The following is a 17722-nucleotide window of genomic DNA, read 5'->3' on the forward strand; positions in this document are numbered from 1 at the left end:
TGAAACCTTAAAATCATAACAAATGGATACTTATGAAAATATTAAAGAATACCTAGGCGATAAAGCTTCTTTTTATCTAGAACACGTTTGTGAAAAAATCACAAAAGATGAAATATATACCCCTAATGGTAACAGCACAGAAGAAATATTTAGCAATAGCAACCGCCACCCGCAAGCACTAAGAAGTCTTGCTCAATTATACAATCACGGAAACTTGGCAAATACAGGTTATCTAAGCATTTTGCCTATAGACCAAGGTATAGAGCATAGTGCTGCTTTTTCATTCTATAAAAACCCTGATTATTTTGACCCTGAAAACATTATAAAACTGGCCATAGAGGCAGGTTGCAATGGTGTGGCATCAACCTTTGGTGTATTGGGTCTATATTCTAGAAAATACGCCCACAAAATACCCTTCATAGTAAAGGTTAACCATAATGAACTGCTAACCTACCCTAATAAATATGACCAAACTTTATTTGGCAAGGTAAAGGACGCTTGGAATATGGGTGCAATTGGTATAGGTGCAACCATCTATTTTGGTTCTAAAGAAAGCAATAGGCAGATTAAAGAAATATCAGAAGCTTTTGAAGAAGCCCATAACTTGGGAATGGCAACCATCTTGTGGTGCTACACCCGAAACGAAGCATTCAAAACAGAAAAGGAAGATTATCACACAGCTGCCGATGTAACCGGTCAGGCTAACCATATAGGTGTTACTATACAAGCCGATATCATCAAACAAAAATTACCTACAAATAATTATGGATTTAAAAATATTGATTTCGGTAAATATAATGATGAAATGTATGAAACGCTCACCACTAAACACCCCATTGATTTATGTAGGCTACAAGTGGCAAATTGTTATATGGGCAGAATAGGATTAATTAGTTCCGGAGGTGGCTCTAAAGGAGAGTCTGATTTGGTCGAGGCAATTACCACAGCCGTAATCAATAAAAGAGCTGGTGGTTCTGGGCTGATAATGGGTAGGAAAGCATTTCAAAAACCTTTTGGTGAGGGTGTAAATATTTTACAATCGGTTCAACAGGTATATCTGGAGGATAAAATTGACATCGCATAACAAAAAAGAATGTTTGACACAGAGATAAAATCGCTTAAATCGCTTAACGATTATTTAGTAAAGCTAGTAGAAAACCGACTATGGCTCAAAGTCATTATCGCCCTGTTACTTGGTGTTGGTTTTGGGTTGCTCTTAAGCCCACAAAATGGCTGGGTATCCAAAGAAACTGCTGATGTGGTAGGTAATTGGCTTGCACTTCCAGGAGTGCTATTTCTTAAACTAGTACAGATGATAATGATTCCATTAATTGTAGCATCCATCATAACAGGTATCGCAAGCAATGATAAAGATAGCCTCAAAAAACTTGGTGGTGGCGTGCTGCTTTATTTTCTCGGTACCACTATAGTCTCAGTAAGTATAGGCACGATTATATCTCAACTCTTTAAACCAGGACGCTTTTTACATCAACAATCGCTATCAGAGCACAACGATATATCCGTGGTGAATTCAGAGGGTTCTGAACTGTCTTTCGGACTTGAAAACATACCCGATGCCATATCAAATTTGCTTCCTGAAAATCCATTGGCATCAATGGTAAGCGGTGAGATGTTAAGTATCGTGATTTTCACAATCATTATTGGTGTAGCTGTGCTATCGCTTGAGGATTCTTTACTGCGCCCAGTAAAGCTTCTTTTAAGCGCCATACAGGAAGTCTGTATGACGGTAGTAAAATGGTCAATGCTTCTAGTACCTATTGCCGTATTTGGGCTTATGGCGCAGCTTACCTCTAGTGTTGGCTTAAGTTCATTATCGGGTTTAACTTACTATGCGGGAGTGGTCCTGCTTGGTCTGTTACTACTTGTGATTTTCTACGTTTGTTTAGTAGCCTTTCTTGGAAAGTCTAACCCGCTTCAATTCCTTAAAAAGATTAGAGATGTCCAACTATTGGCCTTTTCTACCACTAGTTCTGCAGCCGTAATGCCGTTGTCGCTTCAAACAGCAGAGGAAGAATTAAATGTAGATAAGACCGTCAGTAATTTTATTATTCCTATTGGTGCAACCGTTAATATGGATGGCACAGCACTCTATCAAACCATAACAACCCTTTTTATAGCTCAAGCCTATGGCTTAGAAATGAGTTTGCTTAACATCATTGTTGTCATTGTAACCATTGTAGCAGCGTCCATTGGCACCCCAGCCATACCAGGTGGTGGTGTGGTGATTCTCGCTTCTGTTTTAGGAAGTGTTGGTATACCTGCTGAGGGTATCATCATTATCATCGGTGTGGAACGTCTCTTAGGAATGTTTAGAACAGCAGTAAATGTTACGGGCGACCTTACGGCTTGTATGGTATTCAACACCTTGTATGGAAAAAGACTGTCATTAGCCAATATCAAAACAGATAATAAACCAAATTTAGAATGATAAATTAATGAATACTGATAAAATTAAACATATTGGCGTATTTACTTCTGGTGGCGACAGTCCCGGGATGAATGCTGCGTTGTACGCCATCGCAAAATCTGCTGAAATAAATAATATCAAATTAAGTGGGTTTCGAAAAGGATATGAAGGACTAATAGACGGTGATTTAGTTACATTAAAATCACACGAATTACAAAAAATAACACACAGAGGCGGCACTATTCTAAAAACAGCACGAAGTGAACGTTTTATGACTCTAGAAGGTCGAAAAAAAGCATTACGGACACTACAGGCCAACCATATTGACGCGCTAATAGCTATTGGTGGTGACGGTACTTTTAAAGGTTTACTTGTTTTTTCAAAAATATGCGACATCCCGTTTATAGGTATTCCTGGCACTATAGACAATGATATTTCAGGAACAGATTATACCCTTGGTTTTGATTCAGCAGTAAATACTGCCATTGAAAACATTGATAAAATACGTGATACAGCCGAATCCCACGACCGCGTCTTCATTGTAGAAGTTATGGGAAGGGATTCAGGATATATAGGTATCCATTCTGGCTTGGTTGTCGGTGCCAATGGAATTCTAATTCCTGAAAGCACACAAGACTTGACATTTTTATTAGAAAAAGTAAAAAACTATGATAGTGAGGATGCATTCTTAATAATAGTATCCGAAGGTGATGAAGTAGGTACAGACGTAGTGGCATCTAAAATTAAAGAAGTCAACCCAAAGGCCGATTTGCGAATTACAAGGTTAGGACACGTGCAACGTGGCGGCAACCCGTCTGCTTTTGACAGAATGTTGGGAATCAGGCTTGGTGCTGCTTCTGTAGATGTGCTTTTAAGAGGCTCTAAAAACGTAATGGTTGGGCTCTACAACAATATGATTTGCACAACCTCATTTCAAAGTGTCGTAAAACAGCACCATATAGATGAAGAACTGCAGGACCTTTTAGAACTTTTTGGTTCATAAAATCTTAAATTATGAGAACAACAATATTTAGTACACATAAATTCGATAAGCCTTCACTTATCAAGGCAAACGACGGAAAGCACGAGTTATATTTTTTGGAATATAGGCTTACGAAAGAAACAGCAAGATTAGCGAGAGGCTCTAAAGCCATTGCACTATTCTCTAACGATGATGCCTCTGCTGATGTCTTAGATGAGCTGTATCAACAAGGAATTGAGTATATCGCATTACGTTCAGCAGGATTCAATCACGTTGACCTTAAAAAAGCTGACAAACTAGGACTAAAAATAGCTCGTGTACCAGCCTACTCACCATATGCTATTGCAGAACATACTCTAGCACTCATCTTAGCACTTAACCGAAAAATAATCAGAGCACACAACAGAGTTCGGGAACAAAATTTTTCACTGAACGGACTTACAGGGTTTGACCTAAACGGTAAAACAGTAGGTGTTATAGGGACAGGAAAAATAGGTGCAGTTCTCGTAAAAATACTTCACGGTTTGGGCTGTAAGATATTGGCCCAAGATGTCGCTGAGGATAAAAACCTGATAGACTCTTATGACGTCATTTACACCAACTGTACTACTATCTGTAAACAAGCAGATATAATCAGCCTGCACGTCCCATTGACCCCATCAACGCAACACCTAATTGACACGGAACACATAGGCTTAATGAAAAAAGGTGTTATGCTCATTAACACGAGTCGAGGTGGTTTAGTTGACACCAAGGCCGTTATAGAAGGATTAAAATCTGGCAAAATTGGGTATTTCGGGATGGATGTGTATGAAGAGGAAGAAGGACTATTTTTTGAAGACCACTCTGATACAATTTTGCAAGATGAAGTCATTGCAAGATTGATGACTTTCAACAATGTTCTTATCACAAGTCATCAAGCATTTTTAACCGAAACCGCATTAAAAAATATCGCAGACACGACCATATACAATTTAGACTGTTTTGAAGACAAAGTACCTTCTGGAAATGAAATTATACTGAACTAAAATTATACGAACCTATAAATCATCCAAAATGAGAAACATATTAGTACCAACCGATTTTTCAAAGAACTGCAACAAAGCTGAACTACTAGGTATAGAAATGGCAAAGCTATACAATTCCGAAATTCACTTTTTACATCTTATGCAAACCCCTGTGGATTGGGTAAAGCTGGACAAAGAAAAGGAAAAGCGATATCCTGAAACATTAAAGCAAATAGGTAAGACCAAAGCGGCATTACGGGAATTAGAAAAAATAGCAGAACGCAACGGACTAAAATGCCGAACGTTTTTACAATTTGATGCAGGTCAAGGTGATATTTTAGACCATTCAGGTCATTATCAACACGACTTTATCATTACTGGAAGTAGTGGAACCAAAGGTGTCATTAGGGAAATAACAGGAAGTAATGTTGAGCAAATTGTACGAAAAGCTAATGCACCCGTAATTGTTGTAAAAGATGAAGAAGTCAACTTTCCATTCAAGAATATTGCATTTGTTTCAAATTTCGATGAGGACATTACCGATGCTTTTAAGCAGGTAATATCCATTGCGAATAAATGTGATGCTCGCATCCACTTATTACGTATTAATACCGAGACAGATTTCAATAATATTAATCTTGGTTTAGACCCCATTGAAAAAACATTGCAAAATTTTCCAGAGTTGAAGAACTACTCAATGGCTGTATATAATGAACCTTCTGTGGAAACAGGCATTAATACGTTCATAAAACAACATCCCATAGATTTAATAGCGATGGTGACACACGGCAAAACAGGATTTTTAAGTCTATTTTCTAAGAGTATCGCCGAAGGTGTTACTAACCATTCCACCTTACCTGTAATGACTATACATATATAGATAATGAACGATTCCATAAACATAATAAAACATTCTGGAGAGATAGAGCCCTTCAAAAGTGAAAAACTCATCAACTCATTACGGCGCGCGCACGCAAGTGAAGTACTTATCCAAGAGATAGTTGAACATATTGAAGCTACTATATACGAGGGTATATCAACCAAGAAAATCTACCAAATGGCCTTTAGGATGCTTAAACGAAAATCGCGAGTAAGTGCTTCAAAATACAAACTCAAAAAAGCTATTATGGAATTAGGACCTTCTGGTTTCCCTTTTGAAAAATTAATAGGTAAGATAATGGAACAGGAAGGGTTTGAAACGAAAGTTGGAGTTATAGTGCAAGGCAATTGTGTTAAGCACGAAGTAGATGTCATTGCGCAAAAAGACAATAAGCATTATATGATTGAATGCAAATACCATAGTGACCAAGGACGCTTTTGCAATGTAAAGATTCCATTATACATCAATTCGAGATTTTTAGATGTAGAAAAGCAATGGGAACGTCAAAAAGGTCACCAAACAAAAATTCATCAAGGTGGCGTTTACACGAATACCCGCTTTACTACAGATGCTATACAATATGGTAAATGTACTGGATTAATAATGACTAGTTGGGATTACCCTAAGGGAAATGGTCTTAAAGATAGAATTGACCAATCTGGTCTACATCCACTCACAGCGTTAACAACAATTACAAAACGGGAGAAAACATTGCTACTCGAAACTGGAACCGTGCTCTGTAAGGAAGTACACAATAATCCAGATTTATTAAATCAAGTAGGAATTGAAAAATCCAGGCACAAAAAGATTTTACAAGACTCTGAAGAACTATGTAGAACAAAATGAAATTAAAGAATAAATAAACAATATTATAATGCATATACACTTTTTAGGAGCAGCTGGTACCGTAACAGGTTCAAAATATCTGGTAGATACTGGTGTTAGAAAAATACTGATAGACTGCGGCCTTTTTCAGGGATTGAAAGAACTACGCGCAAAAAACTGGGAGTACCCGCCAGTTAATGTTGTTGATATTGATGCGGTTTTACTCACTCACGGCCATATGGACCACACAGGCTATTTGCCAAGATTGGTAAAGCAAGGCTTTAAAGGCCCCATCTATGGTACTAATCCCACTTTGGATATTGCAAAAATTATATTGAACGATAGTGCCAAAATACAAGAACAAGAAGCCGAACGCGCTAACAAAGAAGGCTATTCTAAACACAACCCGGCTAAACCATTGTACGATTTAAAGGATGTAGAAAAAACCGTTCCTTACTTCAAAGGGGTGCCGCCATCGCAATGGCTACCCATTCTCAAAAATGTGAAGGTTCGATTTCAATACAACGGACACATTCTTGGTGCAACCTACATTGAATTGGATATAAACGGAAAACGTTTTGTGTTTTCGGGAGACATAGGAAGAACTAACGACTTACTATTGTATCCACCTTTAAAGCCAAAAAAGGCAGATGTATTATTAATAGAGTCAACCTACGGAGGTAGGTTTCATCCAGACGAAGTGGAAGCAATTCCACAGATAGAAAAATTGGTCAACGATACCATCAATAGAGGTGGCAGTTTATTTATACCTAGCTTTTCGGTAGAACGAGCCCAATTGATGATGCTGATTTTTTGGAGATTACTCAAGAAAGACAAAATCCCTAAAGTGCAAATGATAATGGACAGCCCTATGGGTGCTAATGTACTAGAATTATTCCACCGCACAAGAGATTGGCACAAATTAGAAGAATATGAATGTGAAGAAATGTGTTCACACTTCACTGTCGTTAGTAGCTATCGCGAAACAATGGAACTAAGAACGGACAACAATCCAAAAATCGTAATTGCAGGTAGTGGAATGCTCACGGGTGGCAGAATGCTCAACTATCTCGAAACCCAAGCCCAAAACCCAAATAACACCTTGCTTTTTGTTGGATATCAAGCTGAAGGAACCCGTGGTAGAAAACTGTTGGAAGGTGACAAGGAACTCAAAGTTTATGGAAAATGGGTGCCATTTCATATGCAAGTTGCAGAAATTGAGGGACTGTCTGCACACGCAGACCATAAAGAACTTTTGGATTGGATGGACGAGATAGAAAACAAACCAGAACAAATTTTTATTGTTCACGGTGAGAAAGAAAGTGCAGAAGCCCTACAAAAAGGAATCAAAGACACTTACGCTTGGGATGCTGAGATTCCACAACTATATACCATTAAAGAAATAAAATAAGCTATGGAACAACCATCAAATATTTTAAAATACAAACATCTTGGTATCTATACCCAAAATGAGAACGTGGTCTATATGCGTGAAGATTGCCACGTATGTATTTCAGAAGGGTTCGAAGCCTTGACCAGAATTAGGGTATCAACTACAACCACGACAATAGTTGCAAGTCTTAATGTTATAAATTCAGATATTCTAAGTCACAATGAAATAGGTTTATCTGATGCTGCTGCAAAAAAACTGAAAGCTTCCGAAAATCAAACGCTTTATGTTTCTCATTTAGAGCCTATTGAATCGCTAAGCTACGTTAGGGCTAAAATCTATAATCAAAAATTGGATTATAAAGCCTACAACGACATCATAACAGACATCGTAGAAGGCGACTATTCCAATATCCACCTTTCTGCATTTATAACAGCTTGTGCAGGTGACAGAATGGACATAAATGAAATATCAGACCTTACCCAAGCGATGATAGCTTCAGGAAAACAATTAAATTGGAACAAGGATATTGTAGTCGATAAGCATTGTATTGGTGGATTGCCTGGAAACCGAACCACACCCTTGGTAGTGGCTATTGTAGCCGCATATGGACTTACAATGCCAAAAACGTCTTCCCGAGCCATTACTTCACCAGCCGGTACAGCCGACACAATGGAAGTCCTAACCAACGTAAAACTTTCTGCAGACGAGATTGAGGGCGTGGTGAATCAGGAAGGTGGTTGTTTTGTTTGGGGTGGTACCGCTCAATTAAGTCCAGCGGATGACCTTCTTATAAAGGTAGAAAAAGCACTAGATATCGATAGTGAAGGACAGCTCATTGCTTCCGTACTTTCAAAAAAAGCTGCTGCAGGTTCAACTCACGTTGTTATTGATATCCCAGTAGGAAAAACAGCCAAGGTAAGAAGTATGGAAATGGCTCAAAAATTAAAAGACCATATGGAGGCCGTAGGAACTGCCGTTGGATTGAATGTAAAAGTTGTAGTTACGGATGGCACGCAGCCTGTTGGTAGAGGTATCGGTCCAACTCTAGAAGCCATAGATATACTAAGAGTTTTGCAAAATGAGCCAGACGCACCCAAAGACTTAACAGAGAGAGCATTGCTTTTAGCCGCTGAACTATTAGAACTTTCTGGAAAAGTAGGAAAAGGAATGGGATTGGAAACCGCACATAAAATTCTCAAATCTGGAAAAGCATATGAAAAATTCCTTGCCATTTGTAACGCCCAAGGACGTTTTACACAACCCGTTTTAGCGCCTTATAAAATAGAAATCAAAGCAGAAACTACAGGTATTTTGAAGAATATTGACAACCGGAAAATAGCGAAGCTTGCAAAACTATCAGGCGCACCTCAATCCAAGTCTGCTGGAATTCTATTAAATGTTCATTTAAATGAAAAAATTGAAAAAAACCAATTACTGTACACCCTGTATGCTGAATCACAGGGCGAACTAAACTATGCATTAGATTATAGAAGTAACCATAACGATATAATAACCATTAAATAAGACACTATATATGAAAACAATATTATTTAGTCTTCCTGGAAATGAAGACCTCACAGAATTGATGGCCACAAAAATGGGTGCCGAAGTGGGCGAGGCCACTCTACGAAAATTCCCTGATGGAGAATCCTATACACGTATACTTTCTGATGTTAAAGATAAATGTGTGGTGCTGATATGCACCTTGCACAACCCTGATGAAAAATTGTTACCCTTGTATTTTTTAAGCCACACGGCCAAATCAATGGGAGCAATGTGCACCTGTTTGGTAGCACCGTATTTGGCTTATATGCGGCAAGATAAAATTTTCAATCAAGGCGAGGGTGTTACTTCTACGTTCTTCGGAAAGTTGATTTCCGGTTTTGCAGATAGCCTTACCACAGTTGACCCTCACTTGCACAGGATTAGTTCTTTGAGCGAAGTCTACCACATCCCAAACAAAGTTATCCACGCAGCCGATGCTATTTCAGATTGGATTAAAGAAAATATCGAGAATCCGGTACTTATAGGTCCAGATTCAGAAAGCGAACAATGGGTTTCCGAAGTTGCTAAAAATGCAGGCGCACCTTTTACGGTATTACAGAAAATACGTCACGGCGACCGTGACGTGGAAGTTTCAGTTCCAGATGTAGATAAATATAAAGATGCCACACCAATCTTAGTTGATGATATTATTTCCACCGCACGTACAATGATTGAAACCGTAGAACATTTGAAAAAAGCTGGTATGAAACCACCAATTTGCATAGGCATACACGCTGTTTTTTCAGGCAATGCCTATCAAGACTTATTGGATTCAGGCACAGAAAAAATAGTGACCTGCAATACCATTCCACATCCTTCAAATGCAATTGACCTGAGTGATGTAATGGCAAAAGAAGTAAAGAAATTAATGCATCACATATGATAAAACAAAGCTTCATACTGTTTCTTATCCTATTTAACCTCTATGTGTATGGACAAACCGAAATGCTCATTGGGCAGATTTCAGACAGGACTGTAGCTCGTGAAAATTTTGACGAAGATGGTGTATTCCTTAATAAGCAAACATTTAAGGCAGGTAAAATTATAGAGGATGATGGGTATTATCAAATTGAAGTCATAACAGAGTTATTTGATAAAGAGAAAAAGTCAACAGAAAAATACACTACCACCTATCGCTGTAAGCCCGACGAGGCCAATATTTTGGTAATGGCATTCCCGTTTGCAAAACCAAACTCTAAAGAAACCGAAATCAATAGCTCAACTACAAACTTTACTGAGCTATATGATTTAGATAATTTAAAGGATATTGAACTTGAAATGAGTTTTGATTCTGGCTTACTGAACTTTTTTGGCTCAAAAAGCTTCATAAAGATTTACGACCGAAAATTAAACGACCACAAGAACAGTATTAGCTCGAAGATAAATATAAAAGCCTATGCTTTGGGAATTCGCATTAAGCAATTGAACTATATCGTCAAGGAAAAATTAAACGCTAATGGCTTGTTGACCTTTCAGAAATTTATAGAAGAAGACGATAGCTATTTTACAATGACTTATAAAAAAACTCAATGAAGAATTACGATACACTTTCAGAAGCAATAAACGATTTACAGGCGAATGGTTATACATATGATTTTAACCTTAAACCTGAATGTCTGGAGTGTGCTTCACTAAAAATTGAAATACAGCCAGAAGATTTTGACGTTGATGAAACCCATCGCTTTGAAGGGATGAGCAGTACCGACGATAATAGTGTACTGTACGCCATTTCATCTAAAGATGGCATTAAGGGCATCTTGGTGGATGCCTATGGTGTCTATGCCGAAAACATATCTGATGCAATGAGAAAAAAATTACGATAACACTTAAACAATACAATAATGGAAAACCACGAACATCACAATCACAAAGAAATGGACCATTCTAAAATGGATCATTCAAAGATGAAGCACAAAAAAGAAGACCACTCTAAAATGAACCACGGAAGCGGTGGTCATTCTGGTCACAATCCTGGTCACGGACAAATGGGTCACGACCATCACAAAATGATGATTGCCGATTTTCGAAAACGGTTTTGGTTAACTTTAATACTTACCATTCCAATTCTATTCTTATCCCCTATGATTCAGGAATTTTTTGGATATGAATTTCTCTTACCTGGAAACCCATATATCCTATTTGCACTTTCAACCGTAGTGTATTTTTATGGTGGCTGGCCATTTTTAAAGGGGTTTTGGTCAGAAATAAAGAAGGGTTCACCAGGGATGATGACCCTAATTTCTATGGCTATTAGCGTTGCCTATTTTTACAGTACTGCAACTGTTTTCGGTTTACGTGGTGAAGATTTTTTCTGGGAACTTTCAACACTAATCGCAATTATGCTTTTAGGCCATTGGATAGAAATGAAAAGTGTATTAGGAGCATCAAAAGCTTTACAACTTTTAGTAAGTATGATGCCCGCTGAAGCCCATAGAGTAAAGGGCGATACCATAGAAGATATTCCTTTAGAAGATTTGCTAAAAGACGATGTGATTTTAGTAAAGCCTGGTGAAAAAGTTCCTGCAGATGGCATCATAGTAGATGGTTCCAGTTATTTGAATGAGTCGATGCTTACTGGCGAATCCAAACCAGTAAAAAAAGAAGTGAATGATAAAGTAATTGGGGGTTCAGTAAATGGTAATAGCACCTTAAAGGTCAAGGTAGAACATACAGGTAAAGACAGCTATCTCAACAAAGTAATTACTATGGTTGAAGAGGCTCAGAAAACAAAATCTAAAATGCAAAACCTTTCTGATAGGGCTGCAAAATGGCTAACCTATATTGCTTTGGTCATTGGTTTTGGAACACTAGCCGTTTGGCTCATATTGGGTTTTCCTTTTGTATATGCCTTAGAAAGGATGGTTACTGTTATGGTTATTGCTTGCCCACACGCATTAGGACTTGCCATTCCATTAGTAGTTGCTATATCTACAGCAGTATCTGCGCAAAATGGATTATTGATTAGGAATCGAACAGCTTTTGAAGAATCCCGAAAAATATCAGCCCTGTTATTTGATAAGACTGGAACACTTACAAAAGGTGATTTTGGTGTCACAAGAATTGAATCGGTTAATCAAGAATATTCAACAGAAGAAATCTTAAGGCTTTCAAGTGCCTTGGAACAGAGCTCGGAACATCCTATTGCAGTAGGTATTATCAAAAAAGTCAAAGAAGACAACATCACCATTCCAAAGCCAGAAAATTTCAATGCCATTACTGGTAAAGGTGTAGAGGCCAATGTGGAGGGCAAACAGGTAAAAGTGGTGAGTCCAGGATATTTAAGAGATGAAAAAATAGACATTCCAAAAGATGCCTATAGTGATGCTGCGGAGACTGTTGTTTTTGTTTTGATTGATGGTGAATTAGCAGGTTATATTGCGCTTGCCGATGAAATAAGGCCAGAATCTGCAGATGCCATTAAAGTATTCAAAAAGAATAATATTAAAGTCTTAATGGCCACTGGTGATAATGAAAAAACAGCTAAAGCCGTTAGTGAAAAGCTTGGCTTAGATGGATACTATGCCGAAGTATTACCACATCAAAAAGTGGAAATTGTAGAAGAACTTCAAGCAAAGGATGAATTTGTCGCAATGACTGGAGATGGTGTAAATGATGCACCCGCTTTGGCAAGGGCTGATGTCGGTATAGCGGTCGGCTCTGGTACTGATGTAGCGGCCGAAACTGCAGACATTATTTTGGTAAACAGTAACCCAAAAGATATCGCTAATCTAATTCTCTTTGGAAAAGCTACCTATAATAAAATGATTCAGAATCTGATTTGGGCAACGGGATATAACGTAGTAGCCATTCCATTAGCTGCCGGAGTATTGTATTCTTCAGGGTTCGTTTTGGGACCAGCTGTAGGAGCGGTTTTTATGAGTCTTAGTACAATCATTGTTGCTATAAATGCTCAATTGTTAAAACGAAAAATCGGTAAAAAATAATGGAGAAGAAAGAGAAACTCAATAGGATTTTTTTAGTCCTCTTGAGTTTATTCGTGGTAATGTTAGGGTATGGTATTTTATTACCTACCCTACCATACTACACGGAGAGATTGGCTCTCAAAGCCAATCTAGATACTGACTTGATTAATTTTCATATTGGCCTCTTAACAAGTATATATCCATTATTTCAGCTCATATTTGTAGTTGTTTGGGGAAAACTTTCAGACAGATATGGGCGTAAGCCTATTATCATAATTGGTCTTATAGGTTTTGTTATAATGCAATTATTTACTGGTTTGGCCACTTCGCTTACAATGCTCTATATAGCACGTATTTTTGGTGGTATTTTTACTTCTTCTGTAATTCCAGTAAGCAACGCCTATTTGAGTGATATTACCTCGAAAAAACGCAGAACCAAGATAATGGCTTGGTCTGGTGTAGCGGTAAGTTCTGGTGTTATCTTTGGGCCTGTTTTGGGTGGATTCCTCTCGCAAACCAACCTTCACTTAGATTACGAAATTGGGCAGTTACACTTAGATCGTTTTTCAGTCCCGTTTCTATTTGCAGCCGTATTAGGGTTTATTGTTTTTATTATAGTATTAAAACGACTTAAAAACACAACTAGGGTTAGCAAGTTTACTACTCAAAAACTGACATTTGGTTTTACTCTTAGCAAATATTTTATGGTGCTGTTACTACTCTCTTTTATAATGCAGTTTGTAGTGACACTATTTGAAACGGTATTTTCTATTTATGGTAAAGATGAATTAGCCTTTAACAGTAGTCAAGTAGGTATAGGGTTTATGTTGTGCGGCCTGGTAATGGCAGTATTACAACCCATTTTCGCCAGTTATGGCGAAATATTTTTGTCAACAAAAAAACAGATTGCAGTAGGCCTATTAATATCAGGAACAGCCTTAATAATTTTCCCATTTTTTAATAATGAATTGGTAGTATATGGCCTCATTGTCATTTTTGCAGCTGGTGGAGCTATGATTACCCCTAACCTACTATCTGCTGTTTCTTTGATATCAAAGGAGAATACCGGTAGGAATATATCTATACAAAGTTCAACAAATAGCATTGGCCAAATATTAGGTCCAGTATTGGGAACTTGGCTAGTCGCTGGCGGCTTTTTTTATCCGTTTATTATTGCTGGAAGCATTGTTCTGGGTGCTATTGGGATTCTAGTCTTTCTTAAGCCCCCAAATAAAAACGTAGAAGATCTTAACCATACTTTAATGATGGAGAATTAAACCACAAACCTTAAAGCCCCAAATATTTTGCATAAATTAATTAATAAAATTTTAAATGACTATAAGGAAGAAATCCAAATAATCGAAGAGTCCAACCTTAATGACTTCAGTAATATTGAGAAAGGAATTTCCATTTCTAGGATGTATCTTCAAAAATTACGAATATGTGTAAGGGAAAATGACTTCAAGAACCCTCAAGAAGAAATAACATTTTTTAAAAAGCAGAAACCTTATGTATATAGTCGTCTTAAATTTTATGCAAAACTTCATAGTTTTATGACTCACAGGCCTGCTGGGACTATTAAATCTCAACAAGAGTTTATAGACTCTGAAATAAAAAAACTTCAAGAAAGTAACAGACGCAATCTAGACTTTATAAAATACTACAGAGAGGAATCTACAGTTTTAGACGAGTTCTATTTTCTTCGAGGGAACGATAAAATCAACTTAGTGTCAGATACTTCCCATTTCTATACTGACGCAGAGTTTTCTACAAGCCACGACAATGCTGTAGCTAAAATTGTTGCGTACGATCTACTAATAAATCATTATGTGCAAGAGTTAAGTAATTTAAGGGATATTTGCTTAGACAGAACTAATAATCTTAATACACTATCCAATGGTGAGCGTCTTGGATGGACTGCTTCTAAAACGGATTTGATAGAATTAATCTATGCGTTACAAGCATCTGGTGCTATAAAGAGTGGAACAGCTGGAATTAAAGAAATGGCATCAGCTTGTGAAGAGATTTTCGACCTTAACCTTGGAAACGTGTATAGAACCTTTCTTGAAATAAGAGAACGAAAGATTGACCAAACCAAGTTTATCGATAGATTAAAAACAACATTATTAAGACGTATGGAAGAAACTGACGGATAGTTATTGTGGATTCCATAAATGTTAAATTTTCACCCAAGTTGGGTATAACTTGGGAAAAAATTAATTTAATTTTTATTAACATTATTTAGCACCGATGATTTTAATAACAAACACTAATTTAAGCCAAATTAAGTCATTGATAATGAGATAATAAAATCACCCAACTTGGGTGTTCCTTGGGGTTAAAATCGAACAAAACAGTCCATTTTTGTAGAACGAAAGTCAAATCAGGTCAGAGGTTATCAAATTAGTTGACAGCGATGAGATAGCCTCTTTCCATTAAAACCGTTCTATTATGCCGACGTCTATTATAACCACTGAAGATCTTCGAGAATTTAAAATGGAATTGCTCGATGACATTAAAAAATTGCTAACAAAACAAGCTACCGGGAAACTCAAAAGGTACCTCAAATCTTCCGAGGTTATGGATTTACTACAGGTAAGTCCTGGCACATTACAAAACCTTCGTATCAATGGTACTTTACCTTACACTAAAGTTGGTGGTATTATCTACTACGATGCCGAGGAAATACAAAATATAATGACTGCTAATCGTGTACAGCACGGTTCAAATTCTAAATAATGAACTACATAAAGCTACTTAATGCGGCTTTTGAAAAGTTCTATTTTGATGACCGCCTAAACCCTACCCATATCAGTCTGTATATGGCATTGTTCCAAGAATGGAACAGTTGCCGCTTTATGGATGAATTCTTCGTGAACCGTAGGGAACTAATGCGCTGTGCAAAAATCGGTTCAAAATCTACTTACCATAGATGCATTGTGGATTTAGATACTTGGCAATATCTTTCTTATTATCCTTCCAATAATCCCTATAAAGGCAGTAAAATTAGGATGTCCATTATTGGTACAAGTAGCGAACCAGTTATGGGACAGTACAATCCCGAATTAGAACTGCTTGCAGAACAGTACTATCCCAGAGGTGTACCATTAGAGGGACACCACCATCCCAAAAATGGACAAGTTGTGTATCAACACCGTCCCACCAATGGACAAGCATTGGTATCTGAAACAAACAATATCAAACAAGAAAACTATATAAAACAGCCAAAAGACTGTCAGGCCGTTATTAATTTTTTTGAAGAAAAGAATTTTGATGTAGCGGAAGCTAAAAAGTTTTACCAGCACTACGCCGAACGAGATTGGCATACTGGCGATGACGAAGTAATTCGTGATTGGCGAGCAGTAGCCATCAATTGGATGGATAGGACTGAGTTGTTTGAAACTCAAAACAAAAATCAAGCGTCCCAAATCAAGGACAACTTGCGAACTACTAAAGCCAAAGATTATGGACAACCCCTCTAAAATTACCGAAGGTGGTGTGGAATATTCGCTGGGAAAGTTCGATGGAAAAAGCGTAATCTACGACTTCCCAAAAATCTTGATTTATCTGAATGCCAAGGGCAAGCTATTGTTTGGCAAAAAATTCAGAATCTATGACGAGGATAAAGACATACTACTAAAACTCTGTTCCTACTTCATCAAGGACAAGAGCAATTGTGAAGCATACGGCATCGACATCGACAAAGGGATTTTACTTTCTGGTCCTGTTGGGTGCGGTAAGACCAGTTTGATGAAATTGCTACGACATATTGTCCCAATGCAACGGCCTTATGAAATGATTCCCTGTAGAAACGTGACATTTAGCTTTAACCATTTGGGCTTTAAAACGGTTGAAGAATATGGCAACACCAAATTCTATTGCTTTGATGATTTGGGTGTTGAACCAGTTGGCAGGTTTTATGGCAAAGATTTGAATGTAATGGGTGAAGTGCTACTCTCGCGTTATGAACTGTACTTAGATACCAAACACAAAATTAAAACACACGCTACTACAAACTTAAATGCTGAAGAGTTGGAAGAGCGTTATGGCAATCGCGTTCGTAGCCGAATGCGGGAATTGTTCAATTTAATTGCTTTTGACACAAAGGCTGGGGATAAGCGGAAGTGAATTTATATCAAAAACAGGACCTAATCCTCAATTAGACTACTTTAAAAATAACTAAAAACTGTTTTTGTGGGTATTCGATTTTACTATATTAGGGGTTATATTATTTCTATTACATTTATGGCTAACCTATTTAATCAAACTTCATCAATAATTGACAATCAAGAGCTCTTTTTTAAACTGTATAACGCTAAAGACGAAGAGGATTTGTTAAACATAATTGACCTTAACCCTACCATATTTGATGATTCAAACTGGAAACCATTGGGTGGGAATTTCAGTAATTATGGTGTAGTAAAAAATCAACAATCGAGTCCCATAGCAGCTTTAATAGAAAAAGTCACCAATGCCATTGATGCTCTACTAACCAAAGAGTGCATTCTTTCAGGAATTGACCCAAAATCAGATACTGCGCCGAAATCGATGGATGAAGCCATTCAAAAATTTTATCCAGAAAATAATTGGGATTTATCTTCATTTCGGAAAGAGCAAGCCGAGAATATTCAAATTATCGCCAACGGAAAAGGGCCAAGAAACCAAAAAAAACCAATATCCAACATCAGTCGTAGTTTATGATAATGGCGAAGGGCAGCACCCCGAAAAGTTTGAGGACA

The 17722-nt window shown here is 37.5% G+C and carries 18 protein-coding genes; all 18 read left to right on the forward strand.

Annotated elements, in window-relative coordinates:
- Window positions 1-22 precede the first annotated feature (22 nt).
- The 18 genes from QGM60_RS04315 (at window position 23) to QGM60_RS04400 (ending at window position 17684) form a co-directional block, all read left to right on the forward strand.
- Complete coding sequence (locus tag QGM60_RS04315) at window positions 23-1084, forward strand: class I fructose-bisphosphate aldolase (RefSeq protein WP_281139009.1); 1062 nt, start codon at window positions 23-25, stop codon at window positions 1082-1084.
- Between the two features lie 9 nt (window positions 1085-1093).
- A complete protein-coding gene (locus tag QGM60_RS04320; RefSeq protein ID WP_272852114.1) occupies window positions 1094-2449 on the forward strand; it encodes a dicarboxylate/amino acid:cation symporter in 1356 nt (451 codons plus the stop codon).
- 7 nt (window positions 2450-2456) lie between these two features.
- Window positions 2457-3431 (forward strand): ATP-dependent 6-phosphofructokinase, encoded by a 975-nt coding sequence (locus QGM60_RS04325; protein WP_272852113.1) that lies wholly within the window; start codon window positions 2457-2459, stop codon window positions 3429-3431.
- A gap of 11 nt (window positions 3432-3442) precedes the next feature.
- Window positions 3443-4438: a 2-hydroxyacid dehydrogenase gene (locus QGM60_RS04330; RefSeq protein ID WP_272852112.1), complete on the forward strand. Its 996-nt coding sequence runs from the start codon at window positions 3443-3445 to the stop codon at window positions 4436-4438.
- A gap of 28 nt (window positions 4439-4466) precedes the next feature.
- Window positions 4467-5297 (forward strand): universal stress protein, encoded by an 831-nt coding sequence (locus QGM60_RS04335; RefSeq protein WP_272852111.1) that lies wholly within the window; start codon window positions 4467-4469, stop codon window positions 5295-5297.
- Between the two features lie 3 nt (window positions 5298-5300).
- Window positions 5301-6143: an ATP cone domain-containing protein gene (locus tag QGM60_RS04340; protein ID WP_281139010.1), complete on the forward strand. Its 843-nt coding sequence runs from the start codon at window positions 5301-5303 to the stop codon at window positions 6141-6143.
- 13 nt (window positions 6144-6156) lie between these two features.
- The gene (locus QGM60_RS04345) at window positions 6157-7533 is read left to right on the forward strand and encodes an MBL fold metallo-hydrolase (RefSeq protein ID WP_272852498.1); all 1377 of its coding nucleotides are present in this window, start codon (window positions 6157-6159) and stop codon (window positions 7531-7533) included.
- 3 nt (window positions 7534-7536) lie between these two features.
- Window positions 7537-9039: a thymidine phosphorylase family protein gene (locus tag QGM60_RS04350; RefSeq protein WP_272852109.1), complete on the forward strand. Its 1503-nt coding sequence runs from the start codon at window positions 7537-7539 to the stop codon at window positions 9037-9039.
- 10 nt (window positions 9040-9049) lie between these two features.
- The gene (locus tag QGM60_RS04355; RefSeq protein WP_281139011.1) at window positions 9050-9943 is read left to right on the forward strand and encodes a ribose-phosphate pyrophosphokinase; all 894 of its coding nucleotides are present in this window, start codon (window positions 9050-9052) and stop codon (window positions 9941-9943) included.
- Window positions 9940-10593, forward strand: a complete 654-nt coding sequence (locus tag QGM60_RS04360; RefSeq protein ID WP_281139012.1) for a hypothetical protein — start codon at window positions 9940-9942, stop codon at window positions 10591-10593. Before QGM60_RS04355 ends, QGM60_RS04360 begins: the two co-directional genes overlap by 4 nt.
- Entirely contained in the window at window positions 10590-10883 is a 294-nt protein-coding gene (locus QGM60_RS04365) for a phosphoribosylpyrophosphate synthetase (protein ID WP_281139013.1), read from the forward strand. Before QGM60_RS04360 ends, QGM60_RS04365 begins: the two co-directional genes overlap by 4 nt.
- Before the next feature lie 18 nt (window positions 10884-10901).
- Window positions 10902-13004, forward strand: a complete 2103-nt coding sequence (locus QGM60_RS04370) for a copper-translocating P-type ATPase (RefSeq protein WP_281139014.1) — start codon at window positions 10902-10904, stop codon at window positions 13002-13004.
- Window positions 13004-14260, forward strand: a complete 1257-nt coding sequence (locus tag QGM60_RS04375) for an MFS transporter (protein WP_281139015.1) — start codon at window positions 13004-13006, stop codon at window positions 14258-14260. Before QGM60_RS04370 ends, QGM60_RS04375 begins: the two co-directional genes overlap by 1 nt.
- A 27-nt stretch (window positions 14261-14287) precedes the next feature.
- On the forward strand, window positions 14288-15139 hold the full coding sequence (locus tag QGM60_RS04380; protein ID WP_281139016.1) for an RteC domain-containing protein: 852 nt from the start codon (window positions 14288-14290) through the stop codon (window positions 15137-15139).
- 295 nt (window positions 15140-15434) lie between these two features.
- Window positions 15435-15722: a helix-turn-helix domain-containing protein gene (locus QGM60_RS04385; protein ID WP_281139017.1), complete on the forward strand. Its 288-nt coding sequence runs from the start codon at window positions 15435-15437 to the stop codon at window positions 15720-15722.
- Window positions 15722-16465, forward strand: coding sequence for a hypothetical protein (locus QGM60_RS04390; RefSeq protein ID WP_281139018.1), 744 nt, complete (start codon window positions 15722-15724; stop codon window positions 16463-16465). The genes QGM60_RS04385 and QGM60_RS04390 overlap by 1 nt, the downstream gene beginning before the upstream one ends.
- Window positions 16449-17111 (forward strand): ATPase, encoded by a 663-nt coding sequence (locus QGM60_RS04395; protein WP_281139019.1) that lies wholly within the window; start codon window positions 16449-16451, stop codon window positions 17109-17111. Before QGM60_RS04390 ends, QGM60_RS04395 begins: the two co-directional genes overlap by 17 nt.
- A 117-nt stretch (window positions 17112-17228) precedes the next feature.
- On the forward strand, window positions 17229-17684 hold the full coding sequence (locus QGM60_RS04400) for a hypothetical protein (protein ID WP_281139020.1): 456 nt from the start codon (window positions 17229-17231) through the stop codon (window positions 17682-17684).
- Window positions 17685-17722 lie beyond the last annotated feature (38 nt).

The organism is Winogradskyella sp. SYSU M77433 (assembly GCF_029911945.1).
Lineage (GTDB): Bacteria > Bacteroidota > Bacteroidia > Flavobacteriales > Flavobacteriaceae > Winogradskyella.

Excerpts from the sequence above, each read along its gene's own strand:
- QGM60_RS04315 (WP_281139009.1), top strand. The coding sequence starts at position 23 with ATGGATACTTATGAAAATATTAAAGAATACCTAGGCGATAAAGCTTCT.
- QGM60_RS04330 (WP_272852112.1), top strand. The coding sequence starts at position 3,443 with ATGAGAACAACAATATTTAGTACACATAAATTCGATAAGCCTTCACTT.
- QGM60_RS04340 (WP_281139010.1), top strand. The coding sequence starts at position 5,301 with ATGAACGATTCCATAAACATAATAAAACATTCTGGAGAGATAGAGCCC.
- QGM60_RS04370 (WP_281139014.1), top strand. The coding sequence starts at position 10,902 with ATGGAAAACCACGAACATCACAATCACAAAGAAATGGACCATTCTAAA.
- QGM60_RS04400 (WP_281139020.1), top strand. The coding sequence starts at position 17,229 with ATGGCTAACCTATTTAATCAAACTTCATCAATAATTGACAATCAAGAG.
- QGM60_RS04395 (WP_281139019.1), top strand. The coding sequence starts at position 16,449 with ATGGACAACCCCTCTAAAATTACCGAAGGTGGTGTGGAATATTCGCTG.
- QGM60_RS04375 (WP_281139015.1), top strand. The coding sequence starts at position 13,004 with ATGGAGAAGAAAGAGAAACTCAATAGGATTTTTTTAGTCCTCTTGAGT.
- QGM60_RS04355 (WP_281139011.1), top strand. The coding sequence starts at position 9,050 with ATGAAAACAATATTATTTAGTCTTCCTGGAAATGAAGACCTCACAGAA.
- QGM60_RS04385 (WP_281139017.1), top strand. The coding sequence starts at position 15,435 with ATGCCGACGTCTATTATAACCACTGAAGATCTTCGAGAATTTAAAATG.
- QGM60_RS04335 (WP_272852111.1), top strand. The coding sequence starts at position 4,467 with ATGAGAAACATATTAGTACCAACCGATTTTTCAAAGAACTGCAACAAA.
- QGM60_RS04320 (WP_272852114.1), top strand. The coding sequence starts at position 1,094 with ATGTTTGACACAGAGATAAAATCGCTTAAATCGCTTAACGATTATTTA.
- QGM60_RS04360 (WP_281139012.1), top strand. The coding sequence starts at position 9,940 with ATGATAAAACAAAGCTTCATACTGTTTCTTATCCTATTTAACCTCTAT.
- QGM60_RS04365 (WP_281139013.1), top strand. The coding sequence starts at position 10,590 with ATGAAGAATTACGATACACTTTCAGAAGCAATAAACGATTTACAGGCG.
- QGM60_RS04325 (WP_272852113.1), top strand. The coding sequence starts at position 2,457 with ATGAATACTGATAAAATTAAACATATTGGCGTATTTACTTCTGGTGGC.
- QGM60_RS04390 (WP_281139018.1), top strand. The coding sequence starts at position 15,722 with ATGAACTACATAAAGCTACTTAATGCGGCTTTTGAAAAGTTCTATTTT.
- QGM60_RS04350 (WP_272852109.1), top strand. The coding sequence starts at position 7,537 with ATGGAACAACCATCAAATATTTTAAAATACAAACATCTTGGTATCTAT.